The following is an 18,475-nucleotide window of genomic DNA, read 5'->3' on the forward strand; positions in this document are numbered from 1 at the left end:
TGAAAAATCAGTATTTCGTTAACCCCATTTCAAGGAATCAGATTGCTACATCAGAGAGGAATTGTCATAAAACCGGATAAAATTTGAAAAACCACTGGTAACGGTTGTTTTTCGCAAAATGTACCACTCTGTTGCTCATGGTGGCAGCAAAGATGATGTAAAATTATGGCTTTAAAGGATGGCGTCACCAGCAAAAGAAATGGATGAAATCAGTTAACCGATTTTAATAAAATTATTTAAAAAGGTGTAACGCGAAATAATTTTGATGTAGGAACATTATCGATGCATCGTTACATTACAGTTCACGTCTGTTATACAAGAGAAATAATCCAGGAAAATAGCTGCTGTTTGGTTCCTTTTTTATAGAAAATGCGGTAAGAAAATCGCTCTGAAGGGGAATATTTATGCATAAAAATATTACGCGCCGTCAGTTCCTCAAAGTTGCCGGTCTCTTGGGAGGTATCTCTCTTTTGCGACCGTTGTGGAGCCTGGGGCATAGCTCGCTTGATAACAAATCAGCTTCTGCCGGTGGAATGGTTCTTTGGGTTCCAAGTATTTGCAATTTCTGTTCCTCGTTTTGTAACATCAACGTGGAGACGAAGATAGAAAGTGGTGTCAGGCGCGTTGTCAAGATTGAAGGAAACCCGGAGAGTCCCCTTAATCGTGGCAAAATCTGCGCACGGGGACAGGCTGGATTATACCAGACTTATGATCCTGATCGTCTCAAGCAGCCGCTTATCCGGGTCAAGGGCAGCAAACGCGGAGAGTGGAGTTTCAGGGCAGCTACATGGGATGAGGCATATAACTACATCGCAGGGAAACTCATGAAGGTTCATCCATGGGAAATAACCCTGGTGGGAGGATGGACTGCCTGCGTCTCGTATATGCACTTTAGTTTACCCTTTATCAGGACACTCCAGATTCCGAATATCATTGCCTCTCCTCTTCAGCATTGTGTTACCGCTGGTCATTTTGGCACCGATCTTGTGACTGGCAACTTTAACGTTCATGATGAAATTCTTGCTGACTTTGAAAATGCACGCTATATCCTTTTCAGTCTGAACAATGCTTCCGTTGCAGCGATCTCGACAGCAAGAGCCGTCAGGTTTGGACAAGCCAGAAAAAATGGTGCAAAAGTGGTCTGCCTCGACCCTCGGGTGAGTGAATTGGCCTCCAAATCAGATGAATGGATACCGGTAAAGCCAGGTACTGATCATGCCTTTTTCCTTGCAATGCTGCATACGCTGCTTCGTGAAAAACTTTATGACGACTCCTTTGTTTCCCGGCATACCAATGCGCCTTTTCTCGCCTACAAAGATGAAAAAGGGCTTGTCTGCCTGGCCACTGACAAGGGGAGTAACGGTAAACCATCATCATACTGTGTCTTTGACCAGCTCGGGCAGCATATCGTTGCCGTTCCTGCCTATACAAACACCAATGAATGGTCGAAAGGCAAGAGTCCTATTCTGCCCTTGCTGCATGCCCCCACAGGATTGGTCTGGAATGGGCATGAAGTAAAAACGGTTTTCGACTTTTTTATTGAGGAGTCTGAACCATTCACTCCTGAATGGGCTTCCAGCATTACCGATATTGATGCAGCAACCATTCGACGTATCGCCATTGAATTCGGACAGGCCAGGCCGGCATTGGTTGATCCGGGATGGATGGGCGCCCGTTATCACCATCTCATAGGTCAGCGCCGCCTTCAGGCCATTCTTCAAACGCTGGTTGGTGGAATCGATAAGCCGGGTGGATGGCTGATGAGCGGCGAATATCACCATAAAGCTGAAAAATTCCGGCAAAATGTACAGAATGGCAAAGGGAATGAAAATGTGCCACCGGTCGAATTGCCTGGCATGGGGTTTGCCTTTGCGTTGCTTGATATTTTTGGAAATCCGGATGCATGGGAACATGGAAAGCCGGCATTTTCTTTTGCGTGGGCAATGGATCAGCAAAAACAGGGAAAACCTTCGGTGTTCATTCCTGCCATGGCCGATGTGGGTCTGCTTGAAGCGGTCAGAGGCGAGTTTAACTATAAAGGGGAGCCTTACCGTGTCAAGGCATTTCTGATGAATGCGGCAAATCCGATACGTCATTATTTCCCGGCCAAGCGATGGGAGGAGATTCTTTCCCACGAAAATGTTGAACTTGTCGTTGCTATTGATGTTCTTCCGTCTGACACGACGCTCTATGCCGATGTTATTTTGCCCAATCACACCTATCTTGAGCGTAATGAGCCACTACTCTATCCCCTTGGACCAAGTACGGATCTTGGATATACCACCCGTCTGCGAGCCATTGATCCGCTTTACAATACGCGTGATACCTCCGATATGCTTTGTGAAATAGCGGAACGTATGGGTAAGCTTGAACCGTTTCTTGATGGAGTTGCCGAGTATGCCGGACTTGACAGTGAGATGCTGAGAATGGAGATCCATGCCGCAAAAAAAGCTGGAACTCCACTTAATGAAGCGTTTCTCAAGAGCGCATATGTTTCCATGGGGAAGTTTGCTGGTCATGTGAGGGGAAAAGAGATGACGGGCAGTGAGGTCGAGGCCATTATTCGCAAGAAAGGGATGCTGATGCTCAGGGATGCTGCAACTGTCCTGAAGGAATCTAACATGCCCGGAAAAATACCCGTTCCGACAATTTCCGGGAGACTTGAGCTGTACAGTCCGGTTCTTGCCTCGTTTGCTGATACTGCGGGTGTGCAGCCTATCTTTAATCCTGTACTTGGTTATGTGCCCAGAGTTGTCAGCGACAGGTTGGAGAAGCCATCTCTTGATGCCAATGAATTTTATTTTACCTATGGAAAGGTGCCGGTTGTTTCCCATGCTTCCACCAACAGTAATAATCCAATTCTTGCTTCGGTAACACGTCCTAAATCGGGTGCATTCATGGGGTTGTGGATGAACAGCCTCCGGGCAGGGGAGCTTGGGCTGAAAAACGGCCAGACCGTTGAGGTGACCAATCTTCGTTATGGACCCAAGGTAAAAGCCATACTCTTTACGACCGCAATGATTCGTCCAGATACGGTTTTTCTCCCCTCCTCATTCGGCAGTCGCAGTAAAAAGCTCTCGGTTGCTGGCGGAAAAGGAACCCCGCTGAATGAACTTATGCCTTACAGTATTGAGCCGATTGCGGCTTCATTCATGTCACAGGAATTTACGGTAAGCGTTCTGCCGATTTAACAGTTAAATGGAGGAATGAGAGCACATGGCCCGTTATGGAATGGTAATAGATATGCGTACCTGTGTTGGATGCCAGGCTTGTATGGTTGCCTGTGCAACGGAAAACCAGACTCCGTTCTGGAGCGATAAATTTCGTACGCATGTTGAAGATAAAGAAAAAGGGGTGTATCCGGATGTTCAAAGAATCTTGCTTCCGCGCTTGTGCATGCATTGTGAAAACACCCCATGCTTGTCGGCGTGTCCTACCGGTGCAACCTCTATAACAAAGGATGGTATTGTTCTTGTCAATTATGACCGCTGCATTGGTTGCTATGCCTGCTGTATAGCCTGTCCTTATGACGCCCGCTATGCCTATGAGAGTGAAGATGTCGATACAGAAAAGGAGCTTTACGGAGATCTTTCGACTCACGGTGTTCCGCATGTCGATAAATGCACCTTTTGTGAGCACAGAATTGAACAACACCGGGAACCGGCATGTGTCACTACCTGTCCGACACATACCCGAATCTTCGGTGATCTTGACGAGCGGTCGAGTGCTGTGCACAAACTCGCCGCAAGCGGAAAGGCGACAGCGCTGAATCAGGGACTTGGAACATCTCCAAAAGTATTTTATATCCCATCATAGAAAGGAGAATACTTATCATGACATTTGTTCATCAGGAAGTGTGGGGCTGGCAGATTGCGACCTACCTTTTTTTGGGAGGACTGGGGGGGGCTACTTTTGCAATAGGTGCGATTCTTCATCTTTTTGAGGGATGCGACCGGAAAATGCTCTCTATTGCAGTATTGTCCTCAATCGGGTTTTTAGTTCTCGGTACCGTTTTTCTCCTTGCAGATATGCTTCAGCCACTGAAAGCTGCCTATGCTTTGACTAATCCGAAATCCTGGATCTTCTGGGGAGTTGTTTTCATAAACTTTTATTTTCTGGCGGCCATCGTTTATGTCATACCGCTACTTGAAGAGTGGCCAAAACTCCTTCCGATTATCAAAAAAATTCCTGCTGGTTTTCTGGGATTGCTTGAACGGTTTAATCGTCTGGCAGCACTGGGTGGATCTGCGGCAGGTTTTCTTATCACCATCTATACGGGACTGCTGATTTCCGCCGCACCCGCTATCTCTTTCTGGAATACCCCGGCACTTCCTCTTTTGTTCGTTTTTTCCGGATTTTCAACCGGCGCAGCCTATCTGCTGCTGTTGTCAACGATTTCAAAACAAGAGGCATCCTGGAAGGTAACAGAAAAACTGGAGCAGCTTGATGCTATCCTGATTGTGAGTGAATTGATTGTTCTTGGCGCCTATTTCAATTTTGCGCTTTTTTTGCCAACAGGAGCCAGAGAATCAGCAGAATATCTTTTTCATAGCCCTCTCTTCATCGTTGGTTTTTTTATTGCCGGACTTGTTGTTCCTCTTGTTGTAGAGACGTATGGTATTTTTTTTGCCAGCCATTCAAATAAATCAAAATCACTGCTTATGCTTGCAAGTACACTTGTACTTGTTGGCGGTTATCTGTTGCGTCTTTATGTCCTGAACGCAGGGCTTTATCAATATCCTTGGTAAACGCCTCTTTTTTTGTATCAAACTCATCATGGGTATACTGAGTGTATGCCGTTTCTTTATTTTACGTTATCTATGTCTATCCCCATCCAGCACGCATTTGTTTTCAGGTTTCTCAGCCTTGCTTTCGCCTATCCCAACGAGGCATTCCTTTCTGAATTGAAGAGTATTGCAGATAAAATCAATGACAAAACCGGTTCATTCATTCGGTTGATTGCATCTTTTGAAAAAGAAAAGCAGGAAATGTTGCAGGCAGAGTACACTCGTCTCTTTATTAATGGTTATCCTCACACACCATGCCCACCCTATGAGTCTGTCTACCGGGAAAAAAGAATGCTCGGACAGGCAAGTATTGATGTACAGGCGCTCTATCGTGAATGGGAGATGAGTGTCGAAACAGGTTTAATTGATCATATTGCCACAGAATTTGAATTTCTCTCTTTTCTGGCTTCAGCTTCAACAGTGAAAACTATCGCAACAGCCGCAAAGGATTCATCAGATCATTTTATCAAGGAACATCTTTGTCGCTGGGTACCACAGTTTGTTGGTGATCTCAAATCAGCTACATCTCTTGACGCCTATCGGCTACTGGGAATCCTTGTTGAAAGTTCACTCAAGGCTTGCCGATAAAGGATTTCTCCGTCATTAAATTTTTTTATTTGTAAAGATTATTAGGGAATGCCGGTTTATGAGCGATTTTAAAAACAGATCACAGCTTTACCAACTGAAGAAGAGAGTCTTGAAAGGATTGGCTGAATCGCCTCAGAATCATGACAACGAGGCAATGGGTACAGGAAAAGGAGTCGGAGGTCAAGGATGTAGACCAATGAGTTCACTTGCGCATGGTATGCGTTTCTGTTTGGTATCATCGTTTACGATATGAGCTGCCTCGTAGATACGTTTCATCGCCATGTGGACTATGTGAGGATAGCGGTTACCTCCCGGTGTAATCTGAGATGTTCTTACTGCATGCGCGAAGAGCATGAAGGGAGAGCCGACACAGTATCACTTCTTGACAAAAATGAGATCAACACGATTATTGCTGTGCTTGCTGAACTTGGTTTTTCAAAAGTGCGCTTTACGGGTGGAGAGCCTTTACTGCGAGAGGGTATTGCAGGGCTGGTTCGTGAGGCAAAACAACATCCCTCTATCAAAACCGTAGGCCTCACAACGAACGGCGTTCTGCTTGACCGTTTTCTTCCTTCTCTGATAGATGCCGGGCTTGATACCATCAATTTCAGTATCGACACGCTTGATCGAGGACGATATTACGCCATAACTCGGCGAGACGTCTATAGACAGGTGCGGAATAATCTTGATAACCTTCTTAAAACAGCTCTCATAGCGGTGAAGCTCAACGTCGTGATGATGCGGGATATCAACAGTGATGAAATTTGTCGTTTTGTCGATTTCACCAAAGATTATGATGTGACTGTTCGATTTATAGAGTTACAACCGTTTGATGATAATCAAATTTGGCGAACAGGCAGATTTTTCGGGGCCGATAAAATCCGGGAGTTACTGCAACATCACTATCCCGGGCTTCAAGCCATCAGAGGCTCTGCAACACAGTATTTCAGTTATTCCCTGCCAGGGCATAAGGGTTCGATTGCCATTATTCCGGCATTTACAAGAAACTTCTGTAATGAGTGCAACAAGATTCGCATTACCTCGGACGGGAAGATCATCAGTTGCCTTTATGAAAATGAGGGGCTAAACTTGCTCCCACTGCTTCGTAGCAATGCCGGACATCAGGCTCTCGGTGATTTGTTCAGGAAAGCGGTGTCTCAAAAACCGGAAGATGGCAAACATGCAGCCGGAGGTTTACAAAGAACCAGCATGTCGGAGATTGGAGGGTAAAAGATTTTTTGAAATGCGTTATTCAGCCTTTTTCAGTATACCCATATCCGGTTTTATCGCACCGCCCCTCATAACCCGACAGAAAATTCCCTCCTTTGGCATGATGCACTCACCTGTTGCACTTTGTATGGCACACTTCGAATCATGACATTCCTTGCCGATCTGGGTGATTTCAAGTACAACGTCATCACCGACCAGCAGAGAATCGCCAATAATGAGGCATGAAAGGTCAATACCTCGCGTTACAATATTTTCTGCGAACATCCCGTGAGTAAGTTCCGGCATTTTTTTACGCATCCGGTCAATACTCTCACCTGCAAGAATTGAGACCTGACGATGCCAATTACCTGCGTGAGCATCGCCCTCTATACCCCAGTCCGGCCTCAACGAGATCTGACTGACGACTGTTTTTACGGTACCCTTTGCTTTACTGATACAGACTGATTCTATAAAGCCCACACCTTGAGTGTCAAGAGAAACCTTTTTTGTTCCGTTCATTGTAACAAATTATAAATAATTAACTTAAGCACTACCTCGATATCGCCTTTTTCCCGGATTTATTGAAGCGAGCTAAACAAAAAACCAGTGACACCACACTTCAATCACCGTTACCATCGAAAAAAAAAGTAAAAGAAGGGAATGCGTTATACCGGGTAATCTACAACATCACAGACTTATAAAAAGAGTTATTTGTTCTCGCTTTAAGCCAGCATATTGCACCTGACAAGTTTTGACTATTTTATGTTTAAAATCATTACGCAGCTTGCTTAATTATAACCATATGCTTATAATTGAGAACAGACATTTATATTCAATCTTACTATAAGCGTACTTGCTCCCATGAAAAGTGAAATGATCATCACGATAGGGGACGGAAGGAAAGTTGATGCTGAGTTCAATGGATTTACCATTCATACTGACCAGTCGGTACATGCCGGAGGTGAAGGTTCCGCACCTGAGCCATTCACACTTTTTCTTGCCTCAATCGGAACCTGTGCAGGAATCTATGTCTCTTCATTTTGTAAAAGCCGTGGAATTCCTGTAGATGGTATCCGTCTTGTACAATCACATTTTACAGGTGAATCAGGTCGTGGTATAGGAAAGATTGAGATCACCATCGAACTGCCTCCGGACTTTCCTGAGAAGTACAAGGATGCTGTTATCAATGCAGCCAATCTCTGTGCAGTGAAAAAACATATTCTGAATCCACCGGAATTTGTTGTAAAGACAGTTACAAAATAATCAGCCTGAAATTTGCAGGGAGTTACTGGTGAAGAAAGTATTTTTGTGTGTGGAATGATCGGAATTGATAGTCGGAAATAGTGCATGCAAAGCAGGAACATAAGGGAAAGATGAAGGAATACGAGAATCTTGTAACTCTTTTTTGCAGTACAGATACGGGTTACAATGCAGGGTTTGTCTTTAAAAAAAGCATCAGGGAGGTTTTTCTCTCTTTTTCTGTTATTGGTGGTTGGTTCCGGAAAAGCGGTGATAGTGACCGTAAAATTTCCGGGTGGTTCTTATGAAAACCAATCGGGTCGGGCGTCCGACTCATTGCCGAAGCATTCAGGATATGCCCCGGATAACCTGTTTTAAACCGGAAGGGGTTCCTCCTGAAGAACTGCAAAGTATTGTATTGACGCTTGATGAGCTGGAGGCTATACGATTGGCTGATAAAGAGGGGTTATACCAGGCTGATGCGGCAATAAGGATGCAGGTATCTCGTCCAACTTTTGGCCGTATTCTTGAGGCGGCCCATAAAAAAGTTGCAGAGGCAATTGTTGACGGCAAAAAACTCTGTATTCAGGGTGGTACGTTTCGCTCCCTTTGCGACTCGACCCTTACTGACCGTCCAAATATTTGTGAATGTCCCGAATGCGGTCTCAAGCTTCCGCATCAGAAGGGAGAGCCTTGCAGGGAAACAGTTTGTCCTCATTGCCAAGCCCCCCTGAAGCGCATGGGAGGGTGTCTTCCCGAATTTCTCCCTCAGGTATGAGGGTTTTGACTTAAAGTACCCTGTATCTTTAACTATTTTACCGTTTACCATGCCTGATTCCTGGAACAGTCCTGATAAATTTAATCGCGAAGCATCGCAGTGGGATGAGAACCCTCGAAGAAGTGAGCTTGCTTCGGTTGTGGCCAAGGCTATCATTGCAACGACCAAACCGACGAAAACCATGCGAGCCCTTGAATTTGGATGCGGAACAGGTTTAGTCACTCTTGAAATTGCACCGCTTGTAAGTGTGATTTCAGCGATTGATACTTCACAGGAAATGCTTGCTGTGCTTCAGGAAAAAATCCGGAGATTCGGAATCACGAATATAGAAACAAGGCAGATTGATCTTATGGCATCTCTGCAGAACGGTAAACAGGAAGAGTGCTTCGATCTGATCTACAGCAGCATGACCCTTCACCATATCAGTGATACGGCAGAATTTCTCAATCGCATCTCAAGCATACTCGTTCCTGGTGGTATGATTGCTATAGCAGATCTTGACAAGGAGGATGGCCTGTTTCATGACGATCCGCTGGAAAAAGTTCATCATGGGTTTGAGCGCGAGGAACTTGCCGCTATGCTTCATACGGCAGGGTTTCAGAGAACGATGTTTGAAACAGCACATCTCCTTGAAAAGGAGAACAGGGAGAGGAAAAGAGCTGTGTATCCGATTTTTTTGGTTACTGCTCTAAAAGCGAAATCCTGAGATTGGCTTGTGTCTGATATTGATAACAAAAGAGATAATAGGTTCACAATGATTACGAAACAGAGGAACACGATGCAAAAGAAAAGAGTTTTTGTAAGCGCCGGGGTATTGCTTGGGATGCTTTTTTTTGCCAGTTGCACCAGTAAACCACAAAAGAGTACCGATATTGACGGAAACAGCTACACGGTTATGAAGATGGGGTCAATGCACTGGACAGGAGAAAATCTTGATGTCGCACACTATCGTAATGGCGATATCATACCGGAAATAAAGGATCCCGCTGTGTGGACAAAACTGACAACAGGAGCCTGGTGTTATAACGGGAATGATGCAGAAAATGGCAAAATTTATGGAAAGCTCTATAACTGGTATGCGGTCAATGATCCGAGAGGTCTTGCCCCTGCGGGATGGCATGTAGCCACTGATGCCGAGTGGTCAGAGTTGGGAACTCTGCTTGGTGGAACAGAAAAGGCCGGTGGAGCAATGAAGGCAACCTCACACTGGAAAGAGCAGAGTGCCGGGTCGAACAAGAGCAGCGGATTTAACGCTCTTCCGGCCGGAGCACGCAGGGACACCGATGGAGAGTTTATGGCGCCAGGAGGGTACAGTCGCTTCTGGTCATCAACGGAGTTAACAGCAAAAACAGTCAGGGTTAGCGCTATTGGCTATTTTGACGCGGTTTTTCGGCAAGGCAAGGCTGGTAAAAATAATGCATTTTCGGTTCGCTGTGTAAAAGATAAGGATTGAGAGCTTTTCCTGTCAGTGAGTGTTTCTGCCGTGCGTCGTTACAAGTAAATTTTTTTTTCTGTATCGTAGAACCCGATAATATGTTGTGTACATGTTTGAGGGGTTTGCTGTACTTTTTTATAACTTTCCCAATAATAAAAATATTTTTGACATGAATATTGATCGTTTTGTTTTTGCCGTCGCAGGCTTCTTTGTGTTTTCGAGTGTCCTCCTCTCTATCTATCACGATCAGAACTGGCTCTGGTTTACAGGTTTTGTGGGTGTAAACCTTTTTCAGGCGGCTTTTACAGGGTTCTGTCCACTTGCTAAAATCCTGAAGGCTGTTGGCGTTGAACCCGGACATGCTTTTAAATAGTATTACTTTTTTTTTTGTGAATCCGCATATACATAAACGCAGGAAAATCGCCCATAACGTTTTGCATGTATGGATAAAACGAGCATTTATTTCGAACGATTGAAAAAATTGACACTCTATGGCGAAAGTTGTTGTTTTGGGAGCGGGGGTTTCAGGTCATACCGCTGCTTCGTTTCTCAAAAAGAAACTTGGCAAACATCATGAGGTGGTTGTTGTTACCCCGAATGCATATTATCAGTGGATTCCTTCAAACATCTGGGTTGGTGTTGGTCGGATGACGATTGATGATGTTCGTTTTGAGCTGAAAAAAGTGTACAACCGTTGGGGAATTATCCTCAAGCAGGCCAAAGCGATTGAAATCCATCCGGAAGGTGATGGTCAGAGCGCAAGAGGGTATGTGACGATTGAATATACTGACGGCGTGCGAAACGGAGAGAGGGAGATGGTAGACTACGATTATCTGGTCAACGCTACCGGGCCCAAGCTGAATTTTGACGCTACAGAAGGTCTCGGCCCGGACAAGAACAGTTTTTCGGTCTGTACCTATGGCCATGCAGCTCATGCCTGGGAGCACCTGCAGGATAACATCAAAAAGATGCAGGCAGGCCAGAAGCAGCGGATTCTGATCGGAACAGGTCATGCCATGGCGACCTGCCAGGGTGCGGCCTTCGAATACATCCTGAATGTAGCCTATGAAATCTCAAAGCTTGGTTTGAGTGACAAGGCACAGATTACCTGGATTTCAAATGAGTACGAACTGGGCGATTTCGGTATGGCGGGAGCGTTTATCAACCGGGGAGGCTACTACACGCCGACGAAGGTCTTCACTGAATCGCTTATGGCCGAGTATGGTATCAACTGGATCAGGCGAGCCGGGGTTCATCAGGTTGATCCTGGCAAAGTATATTACGAGACGCTCGAAGGAGAAGAGAAGAGCCAGGAATTTGATTTTGCCATGCTTATCCCCTCATTTTCAGGCGTGGGACTAACCTCTTATGACAAGTCAGGAGCAGATATTACCGAGAAGATGTTTGCGCCGAACAAGTTCATGAAGGTCGATGCCGATTATACTGCAAAACCTTTTGAAGATTGGGAGGCTGATGATTGGCCCTCAATTTACCAGAACCCTCTGTTTAAGAATATCTATGCTCCGGGCATTGCTTTTGCACCACCGCATCCCATCTCAAAACCGATGTCGAGTCCGAGCGGTCGTCAGATTTTCCCGACAGCTCCTCGTACTGGAATGCCTGCAGGTGTCATGGGCAAAATTGTGGCGCTGAATATTGCCGAGAAAATCCAGGGAGCCGAGGAGCATCAACACAAGGCATCGATGAGCAGAATGGGTGCAGCATGTGTCGTGTCGGCAGGATTTGGATCACTTGATGGTCTTGGTGCCTCAATGACTCTCTTCCCGGTTGTTCCGGACTGGGAGAAGTATCCTGATTGGGGTCGTGACATGAACTACTCACTCGGTGAGGCTGGTCTGGCAGGGCATTGGCTGAAAGTCATCCTGCACTATCTCTTCTTCCACAAAGCCAAGGGCTATCCCTTCTGGTGGCTGATTCCGGAATAAGCCCCCTCTTTCAGAATAACATTCAACAATCAAAAACCTATGAGCAAGAATAAAGTCAAGGCATACTACGATGAGGCTTATCCACCGGTACCTTCGAAAGGGACGCTCTACTGGCGGAAGAATCTGCTGTGGCAACTTTTTCGATTCGTCGTTTTAAATGTTAAAATCATGCGGATCGTTGTCGGCGGGCACTCCTGATGTTCTAATAGTAAACTGCCGCATAGAAAAGATTTTTTTTGATCTCGCTGATCACAAACTGGTAACTTTGTCTGTTTTTCCACCAGAGCACTCTGTCCCACCATGAAGGGGTTGTCGATACAAGAATAAATGTTTTTGACGAGCCTTTAAATGCCCGGTTCCACGTTTGATGAAGCCGGAGCATGTGTGGGGGATCGCTGACGATAATAGCGCTTTTCCATCCCTTCTTTTCCATAGTGTTCGACGTGTTCTCCGCCTCTTCCCATGTGGTTTTTGATTTGGTATCTATTTTGATTGCCTTTTTGGGGACGCCAAGTGCTATCATCCGGCGTTCACGCCAATTCGGGTGGCTGGGACGATAAAATCGCTCATCAATTCCTGTCAGAATAACATGGCTTGCATATCCTGCGTTGTAGAGTTCTGCGCCTTTGCGTACCCTTAGTCCGTTATCGCCTCCCAGCACAATAATGACATCGCATTTTTCAGGGTCTGCGGCATGTTGTGAAACCAGTATACCGAGGCAGGATAACAAGAGAGCGGCAGCGGTGGTTAGTGAAAGAAAAAAAATCAGGGTGATTTTAACAAAAAGTCTCATAGCAACAATTGAGGGTTTTGATACGACAATACAACCAGTTCGGTTGAGAATTGCCTGGTTACGGGGATTATAACCAATTTTTTAAAGCTTGCCGCAGGTTTGCCAATAAGGAATATCATGCAGTTAACCTGTTCGGCTTGTACCACATTTCGTATTCGTGAGTCAGTTGAGGTTCAATCCTTTCCAGGGATCTCAATATGCGTTTTTGCCGATCAATACCAGATAAGAAAAAAGAAAGAATAGTGTATTTTTATTTTATTATTTAGCTTGTCGTTACACGAATTTGTGTGCCAAGTATCCTGATATATTTGGCGTGTACTCGGGGTAAAAAAAGACGATACGGCTTGATGCTTCTGCCAAAAGCTTAAAAAGAAACTCCAATGACAGTGGACGGTGACAAAAAAAAAACAGACACATGCTCTTTCGAAGAGGAGCGGATTGGAGTTCGTGAACGAGCTTTTACTAAAGCCATGGTTGAGAGTCTCCCTGGATCATTTTCTATTAATGATGCTCATGGACGACTTGTCTGGTGGAACGCCTATCATCGTGATGAAATTGTTGGAAAAGATGAAAGCGAAATGTCTGAGACCAATGCAATGGAGGTCTTTCATCCCGATGACCGGGCCTTTGCATTGGAGAAAATGCTGAATGTGCTGAATTTCGGTATTGAAGAGACCTCTGAAGGAAGAGTCATGTTGCGTGGAGGACCGAAATTTCAATGGAGAATGATCACGGGCAAGAGAATTATCATTGAAGATCATCCGTTCGTTGTGGCTGTTGGTATTGATATTACTGAACGCAAGCGGTTTGAAGCCATTATGGCATTGCGACTGCGTCTTCTTGAAATGGCGGAGCATTCTACTGCCGAGGAGTTGCTGAGAGCGACACTCGATGAAGCTGAACGCCTTACGGAGAGCGTAATCGGTTTTTTCAATGTTATTACTGAGGATCAGAAAACATTTTCAATACGGGTATCATCATTATTCCGTCAAATCAAGACGCAACTACCGGAAGGGGAAGAAAACGCTATCGCCCTGGATGAAGAGGAGATATTGACCGATGCGATACGGGAACGTCGCAGCGTTATTGATAATAATTACACCGGATCGCTCAACTGCTTTTCTGCGCAAGAGCCCCATGCCAGTTTCAAACGAATACTTATTATTCCCCTGATGCGAGGGGCAACGGTTACTGCACTTCTTTGTGTTGGAGGCAAGTCTTACGATTATGATGACGATGATGCAAGAACGGTGGGTGTACTGGCCAATCTTGCATGGGATATTGTCTCTCGTAAACGTGCCGAGTTATCAGAAAAGAAAATACAAGAGGTGCTTTTGCAGGCTCAAAAGATGGAATTGCTTGGTCAGCTTGCCGGAGGTATCGCCCACGATTTCAATAACATGCTGGGGATAATTCTCGGTAATGCAGAAACGGCTATGAAGAGAGAGGTCATTGAAGAGCCTCTTCTGGGTAATATGAAAGCTATTCTTAAAGCTTCCGAACACTCAGCAGATCTTTGCAATCAACTTCTTGCATTCTCCCGGAAGCAGGCCGTGATGCCTATCGTTCTTGATCTGAACAGCATGGTTGAAAGGATGCTTACGGTACTCAGGCGACTGATGGGCGAAAATATCTCCCTGCTCTGGATACCTGAACGTCGCAGTACCCCGGTCAAGATTGATCCTGCACAAATGGAGCTTATTCTTGGCAACCTGTGTGTCAATTCTCGTGACGCTATCCATGATATAGGTGCAATTACGATCAAAACATGCAGGATTCATGTTGATAAATCCGAATCCACTGCCGCTCATCCCTGTTGTAAGGAGTCTGGTGATTATGTGATGCTCAGTGTGATCGATAACGGCTGTGGTATCAATAAAAAGGATCTTCCACATATTTTCGAACCCTTCTTCACGACAAAGGAGAGAAGAAAAGGTGCAGGAATGGGTCTTTCAACAATCTATGGTATTGTCAAACAGAACCATGCCGCTATCGAATGCCAGAGCGAACAGGGCAGGGGAACCACCTTCAACATTTATCTGCCACAGCATATCGGTTATGCAGATCAGGAGGAGAGTGAGCAATCGATTGTATCGGCTGGTGGAAGAAAAGAGATGATACTGCTTGTAGAGGACGAGCCTGATATCCTTAATATCTATAAGCTGATGCTCGAAAATAATGGCTATACCGTACTTGATGCTGCGGCTCCGAGTGATGCTCTGCGGATTGCCAGTGAGTACAAAGGGCAAATTCACCTCTTGATAACCGACGTCGTCCTGCCTGAAATGAACGGTTGTGACCTCTCAAAAAAGTTGGAATCACTTTTCCCGAAGCTGAAAACCCTTTTTATGTCTGGTTACACCACAGACTCCATTAACAAACAAGTGGGGGGAGAGTTGGGAGTGAATTTCATTCAGAAGCCATTTTCTATTGATGCGCTCATCAGCGCAATCAATAAAATTTTTACACTTCCTGGATGAGTGAAACAGATGCTGCAAGGGATAGCATGGTTGCACCATCCTCCAACGGGAGAAGGCGAGGTATGAAAAAGAAGAAGATGGTGGGCTCCCTCGGCGTTGTCATTACGGGGGGGAGTAGAGGGCTGGGATATGCTCTTGCTTTGGAATTTCTTGCAGCAGGTGATCGCGTGGTCATTTGTGGCAGGAACCCCGGGCGCCTCGATGAAGCAATACAGACTCTTCAGCAGGCAGTGCCATCTGGTGAAGTATATGGTATTGTGTGTGATGCAGGAAATCCATCGGGTGGAAGGGAACTTGCGGCTTTTGCTGCCGAACGACTCGGAAGAGTTGACCGATGGATCAACAATGCCGGAACCGCCGGGCTGTTCAAGCGCCCTTTATGGGAACTTCATGCGGAGGATATCCTGGAAACCTGTACGACCAACCTTTCAGGCTCTGTCATGCTGTGTGCTGAAGCCGTTAGAGTGATGGATCGCCAGCCCCTCTCCCCTGAACCGGTGTATCATATTTTTAATATGGGTTTTTCATCGATCGGGGCAAAATTTTCGCGTTCAGCGCTGTCACACAAGGCGTCAAAAAGAGGGGTGGCAGAACTGACGCATTTTCTCTACAGAGAGTTGAAAGCTGCAGGAAAAACGAGTATCGGTGTTCATGAGGTGAGTCCCGGTCTCGTGCTGACGGACTTGCTGTTTCAAGATGCCACGGAAGAGGCAATGAGGTTTTTCTCTGTTATCGCAGAACGAGCTGAAAAGGTTGCTTCCGTTTTGGTGCCGAAAATACGGGAGATAACCAGACGCACAAGTCGTATAAGGTACCAGCCACTTGTTATGATGTTTTTCAGGTTGCTCATTGGAATGAAAGTGGTTATCGGCAAACCAAAAGAGGTTGGTCGAGCCAAAGGGCACTCCTGATTGATCAGAAGAAAGGAAATGCCCAATAGGGGGATCAATACTGCGGCTTGTTAATGTCGCAGAGTTGTTTCATTATCAGGTTACAGCTTTTAATTAAAGCGAGTTTTTCATAAATTGGCAACGTCAAAAAAAGCTGTCGGTATAATCTCTTTCCGAAAAATCGATGAAGCATTCGCTCTCTTTGTTGTTGTTCTTTTTATTCATTCTTTCCGGCTGTTCTGGTCAAAACAAAGAAAAAAAAGTCAGTGAACACTCTTCGGCTGGCAAATTACAGGCAGGTCTGGTTTTTGATGTCGGTGGCAGGGGTGATAAGTCATTCAATGATTCTGCCTATAACGGCCTTGAAATCGCCAAGGCAAAATATGGGATAAACTTCCTTTATATAGAACCACAAGGCGAGGGTGCGGATCGTGAGGCGGCATTACGTCAGATGGCAGTGGATCCGGATATTGGGCTCATTATCGGAGTCGGCATGCTTTTCAGTGAAGATATTACGGCTATTGCATCAGAATTTCCCGATAAAAAATTTGTCTGCATCGACTATATTCATCAGCAGAAAACCAGTATACCTGCAAATCTCGAGGGAATCGTTTTTGAAGAGAAAAAAGGCTCTTTTCTCGCAGGCGCCCTTGCCGGACTGGTTACCAAAACAAACACGGTTGGATTCATCGGCGGGATGGAATCAAGCGTCATCAAAAAATTTGAACAAGGCTTCATTGCCGGTGCCCGCTCCGTCAACCCCGGTATCAGAGTTCTTTCAGGTTATATCGGCATGACCGGAAGCGCCTTTGCCGATCCCGCCAAGGGCAGGGAACTCGCACTTGGACAGTATGGAAGGGGAGTGGATATTATTTATCAGGCAGCCGGAGCCAGTGGACTGGGTGTTATTGAAGCTGCAAGGGAGAGCAAAGCTCTTGTTATCTGCACAGACCGGGATCAGGAAGCTGAAGCTCCGGGATTTGTGTTGAGCAGTATGACCAAAGCCGTCGACAGGGCACTTCTGAAAACGGTGGAGAGCGTATTGAATGGAAGTTTCAAGGGTGGCGGTGTTTCTGTATTCGGTCTGGCAGATCGTTATACCGATTATGTGTACAACGAAAAAAATGCACCATTGATTGGTATTAAAAATCACCAACAACTGGAGGATATCAGAAAAAAAATAGTGTCAGGGGAAATTGTTGTCGATGAGACCGCCGTTGTACAATAATGGTTACAGTACCGTTCAGTAACCACTGGTGGTCTTTTTTTAGTGAGCGGAAAAATGGTGGATTGTTAATTGATTGAAGAACAATACTGGTGAATAAAAAAATCCTTGTAACCGGAGCAACTGGTTTTATTGGTTCGTGTCTTGTTAAAAAGCTGGCTTTAACTGATGATGAAGTTTCAATTCTTGTCCGAAAAAATTCGGATTTAACCTCTCTCTCCGATGTCCTGCACAAGGTCAAGCTGGTTTATGGTGATATTACCAACAGGAGCTCACTTGATGCTGCAATGAAAGGCATTGATCTTGTCTATCACTCTGCGGGTCTTACCTATATGGGGGATAAAAAAAATGCCCTGCTTTATAAAATCAATGTTGAAGGTACCCGCAATATGCTGCAGGCATCAGCCGCAGCCAAAGTGACAAGATTTGTTCATGTCAGTTCTATCACAGCGGTTGGAATTGCTTTCGACAAAAAACCTGTCGATGAATCCGTCATATGGAATTTCCACCAGATCGGTCTGGAATATGCAAGGACGAAACATCTTTCAGAAGTCGAGGTGGCTCAAGCGGTGAAAAATGGGCTTGACTGTGTCATTGTCAATCCGGCATTTGTGTTTGGAGCAGGCGATATTAATTTTAATGCAGGACGGATCATCAAAGATATTTACAATAAGAAACTGCCGTTTTATCCCTTGGGCGGAATCTGTGTAGTCGATGTTGAGATTGTTTCAGATGCGATTATATCCGCCATGCAAAAAGGAAAAACGGGTGAACGGTATATCCTTGGTGGTGAAAATGTCTCTTACAAGCAGCTTGCAGATACCATTTCAAAAATTACCGGAGCTCCGAGAGTCAATTTTCCTCTCCCTTTCTGGATGGCAAAAATACTGAAACAGGCGCTGGACCTCTATAAAAACAAGAATCGGATATCCAAGCTCTTCAACATGTCCATGTTCGGGGTAGCATCTCATTTCCTCTATTTCGATTCAGCAAAGGCTATGCGTGAGCTGAATATGCGGTACGAACCCCATGAACACAGCATTAGAAATGCCTACGAATGGTATCGTGATCGTAATATGCTTGGTTGAGTTGATTCTCTGATTGG

General features: G+C 45.4%; 18 protein-coding genes. 16 read left to right on the forward strand and 2 right to left on the reverse strand.

Features of this window, described 5'->3' with window-relative positions; translation table 11 throughout:
- Positions 1-404: 404 nt before the first annotated feature.
- From AC56AD_RS06755 to moaA, 5 genes are all read left to right on the forward strand, one after another.
- Positions 405-3,191: a molybdopterin-dependent oxidoreductase gene (locus tag AC56AD_RS06755; protein ID WP_012508090.1), complete on the forward strand. Its 2,787-nt coding sequence runs from the start codon at positions 405-407 to the stop codon at positions 3,189-3,191.
- 25 nt (positions 3,192-3,216) lie between these two features.
- A complete protein-coding gene (locus AC56AD_RS06760; protein WP_012508091.1) occupies positions 3,217-3,816 on the forward strand; it encodes a 4Fe-4S dicluster domain-containing protein in 600 nt (199 codons plus the stop codon).
- Between the two features lie 17 nt (positions 3,817-3,833).
- Positions 3,834-4,748 (forward strand): NrfD/PsrC family molybdoenzyme membrane anchor subunit, encoded by a 915-nt coding sequence (gene nrfD, locus AC56AD_RS06765; RefSeq protein WP_012508092.1) that lies wholly within the window; start codon positions 3,834-3,836, stop codon positions 4,746-4,748.
- A gap of 72 nt (positions 4,749-4,820) precedes the next feature.
- Positions 4,821-5,375, forward strand: coding sequence for a TorD/DmsD family molecular chaperone (locus AC56AD_RS06770; protein ID WP_041526745.1), 555 nt, complete (start codon positions 4,821-4,823; stop codon positions 5,373-5,375).
- A 249-nt stretch (positions 5,376-5,624) separates the two neighbouring features.
- The gene (moaA, locus tag AC56AD_RS06775; RefSeq protein ID WP_012508094.1) at positions 5,625-6,605 is read left to right on the forward strand and encodes a GTP 3',8-cyclase MoaA; all 981 of its coding nucleotides are present in this window, start codon (positions 5,625-5,627) and stop codon (positions 6,603-6,605) included.
- Between the two features lie 18 nt (positions 6,606-6,623).
- Here moaA and AC56AD_RS06780 read toward each other — a convergent pair whose 3' ends face one another.
- Positions 6,624-7,064 carry an MOSC domain-containing protein gene (locus AC56AD_RS06780; RefSeq protein WP_012508095.1) on the reverse strand — a complete coding sequence of 147 codons (441 nt, stop codon included), beginning with the start codon at positions 7,062-7,064 and terminating at the stop codon, positions 6,624-6,626.
- A gap of 381 nt (positions 7,065-7,445) precedes the next feature.
- Between AC56AD_RS06780 and AC56AD_RS06785 the strand changes: the two genes are divergently transcribed.
- The 7 genes from AC56AD_RS06785 to AC56AD_RS06815 all read left to right on the forward strand — a co-directional run bounded on the left by AC56AD_RS06785 (position 7,446) and on the right by AC56AD_RS06815 (position 12,180).
- Positions 7,446-7,847: an OsmC family protein gene (locus tag AC56AD_RS06785; RefSeq protein WP_012508096.1), complete on the forward strand. Its 402-nt coding sequence runs from the start codon at positions 7,446-7,448 to the stop codon at positions 7,845-7,847.
- Between the two features lie 280 nt (positions 7,848-8,127).
- Positions 8,128-8,601 carry a DUF134 domain-containing protein gene (locus AC56AD_RS06790; RefSeq protein ID WP_012508098.1) on the forward strand — a complete coding sequence of 158 codons (474 nt, stop codon included), beginning with the start codon at positions 8,128-8,130 and terminating at the stop codon, positions 8,599-8,601.
- Between the two features lie 49 nt (positions 8,602-8,650).
- Positions 8,651-9,307: a class I SAM-dependent methyltransferase gene (locus tag AC56AD_RS06795; protein ID WP_012508099.1), complete on the forward strand. Its 657-nt coding sequence runs from the start codon at positions 8,651-8,653 to the stop codon at positions 9,305-9,307.
- A gap of 72 nt (positions 9,308-9,379) precedes the next feature.
- Complete coding sequence (locus AC56AD_RS06800) at positions 9,380-10,054, forward strand: fibrobacter succinogenes major paralogous domain-containing protein (protein ID WP_012508100.1); 675 nt, start codon at positions 9,380-9,382, stop codon at positions 10,052-10,054.
- A gap of 151 nt (positions 10,055-10,205) precedes the next feature.
- Entirely contained in the window at positions 10,206-10,409 is a 204-nt protein-coding gene (locus AC56AD_RS06805; RefSeq protein ID WP_041526746.1) for a YgaP family membrane protein, read from the forward strand.
- 118 nt (positions 10,410-10,527) lie between these two features.
- Positions 10,528-11,982, forward strand: coding sequence for an NAD(P)/FAD-dependent oxidoreductase (locus AC56AD_RS06810; protein WP_012508102.1), 1,455 nt, complete (start codon positions 10,528-10,530; stop codon positions 11,980-11,982).
- A gap of 39 nt (positions 11,983-12,021) precedes the next feature.
- A complete protein-coding gene (locus AC56AD_RS06815) occupies positions 12,022-12,180 on the forward strand; it encodes a hypothetical protein (protein ID WP_012508103.1) in 159 nt (52 codons plus the stop codon).
- Positions 12,181-12,184: 4 nt separating this feature from the next.
- Here AC56AD_RS06815 and AC56AD_RS06820 read toward each other — a convergent pair whose 3' ends face one another.
- Positions 12,185-12,775 (reverse strand): YdcF family protein, encoded by a 591-nt coding sequence (locus AC56AD_RS06820; protein WP_012508104.1) that lies wholly within the window; start codon positions 12,773-12,775, stop codon positions 12,185-12,187.
- A gap of 380 nt (positions 12,776-13,155) precedes the next feature.
- On the opposite strand from AC56AD_RS06820, the gene AC56AD_RS06825 reads away from it, so the two are divergent.
- The 4 genes from AC56AD_RS06825 (at position 13,156) to AC56AD_RS06840 (ending at position 18,458) form a co-directional block, all read left to right on the forward strand.
- Positions 13,156-15,255, forward strand: a complete 2,100-nt coding sequence (locus tag AC56AD_RS06825) for a GAF domain-containing protein (protein ID WP_012508105.1) — start codon at positions 13,156-13,158, stop codon at positions 15,253-15,255.
- A gap of 62 nt (positions 15,256-15,317) precedes the next feature.
- Positions 15,318-16,166: an SDR family oxidoreductase gene (locus AC56AD_RS06830; protein WP_012508106.1), complete on the forward strand. Its 849-nt coding sequence runs from the start codon at positions 15,318-15,320 to the stop codon at positions 16,164-16,166.
- Between the two features lie 163 nt (positions 16,167-16,329).
- Positions 16,330-17,373 (forward strand): BMP family lipoprotein, encoded by a 1,044-nt coding sequence (locus tag AC56AD_RS06835; protein ID WP_273278486.1) that lies wholly within the window; start codon positions 16,330-16,332, stop codon positions 17,371-17,373.
- An 89-nt stretch (positions 17,374-17,462) separates the two neighbouring features.
- Positions 17,463-18,458 (forward strand): SDR family oxidoreductase, encoded by a 996-nt coding sequence (locus AC56AD_RS06840; RefSeq protein ID WP_012508108.1) that lies wholly within the window; start codon positions 17,463-17,465, stop codon positions 18,456-18,458.
- Positions 18,459-18,475: the final 17 nt, after the last annotated feature.

The sequence above is a fragment of the Pelodictyon clathratiforme genome, from assembly GCF_982375515.1.

Bases quoted from the DNA above. Each gene is read 5' to 3' on its own strand.
- AC56AD_RS06755 (WP_012508090.1), top strand. From the start codon at position 405: ATGCATAAAAATATTACGCGCCGTCAGTTCCTCAAAGTTGCCGGTCTC.
- AC56AD_RS06760 (WP_012508091.1), top strand. From the start codon at position 3,217: ATGGCCCGTTATGGAATGGTAATAGATATGCGTACCTGTGTTGGATGC.
- nrfD (WP_012508092.1), top strand. From the start codon at position 3,834: ATGACATTTGTTCATCAGGAAGTGTGGGGCTGGCAGATTGCGACCTAC.
- AC56AD_RS06770 (WP_041526745.1), top strand. From the start codon at position 4,821: ATGTCTATCCCCATCCAGCACGCATTTGTTTTCAGGTTTCTCAGCCTT.
- moaA (WP_012508094.1), top strand. From the start codon at position 5,625: ATGAGCTGCCTCGTAGATACGTTTCATCGCCATGTGGACTATGTGAGG.
- AC56AD_RS06785 (WP_012508096.1), top strand. From the start codon at position 7,446: ATGAAAAGTGAAATGATCATCACGATAGGGGACGGAAGGAAAGTTGAT.
- AC56AD_RS06790 (WP_012508098.1), top strand. From the start codon at position 8,128: ATGAAAACCAATCGGGTCGGGCGTCCGACTCATTGCCGAAGCATTCAG.
- AC56AD_RS06795 (WP_012508099.1), top strand. From the start codon at position 8,651: ATGCCTGATTCCTGGAACAGTCCTGATAAATTTAATCGCGAAGCATCG.
- AC56AD_RS06800 (WP_012508100.1), top strand. From the start codon at position 9,380: ATGCAAAAGAAAAGAGTTTTTGTAAGCGCCGGGGTATTGCTTGGGATG.
- AC56AD_RS06805 (WP_041526746.1), top strand. From the start codon at position 10,206: ATGAATATTGATCGTTTTGTTTTTGCCGTCGCAGGCTTCTTTGTGTTT.
- AC56AD_RS06810 (WP_012508102.1), top strand. From the start codon at position 10,528: ATGGCGAAAGTTGTTGTTTTGGGAGCGGGGGTTTCAGGTCATACCGCT.
- AC56AD_RS06815 (WP_012508103.1), top strand. From the start codon at position 12,022: ATGAGCAAGAATAAAGTCAAGGCATACTACGATGAGGCTTATCCACCG.
- AC56AD_RS06820 (WP_012508104.1), bottom strand. From the start codon at position 12,775: ATGAGACTTTTTGTTAAAATCACCCTGATTTTTTTTCTTTCACTAACC.
- AC56AD_RS06825 (WP_012508105.1), top strand. From the start codon at position 13,156: ATGACAGTGGACGGTGACAAAAAAAAAACAGACACATGCTCTTTCGAA.
- AC56AD_RS06830 (WP_012508106.1), top strand. From the start codon at position 15,318: ATGAAAAAGAAGAAGATGGTGGGCTCCCTCGGCGTTGTCATTACGGGG.
- AC56AD_RS06835 (WP_273278486.1), top strand. From the start codon at position 16,330: ATGAAGCATTCGCTCTCTTTGTTGTTGTTCTTTTTATTCATTCTTTCC.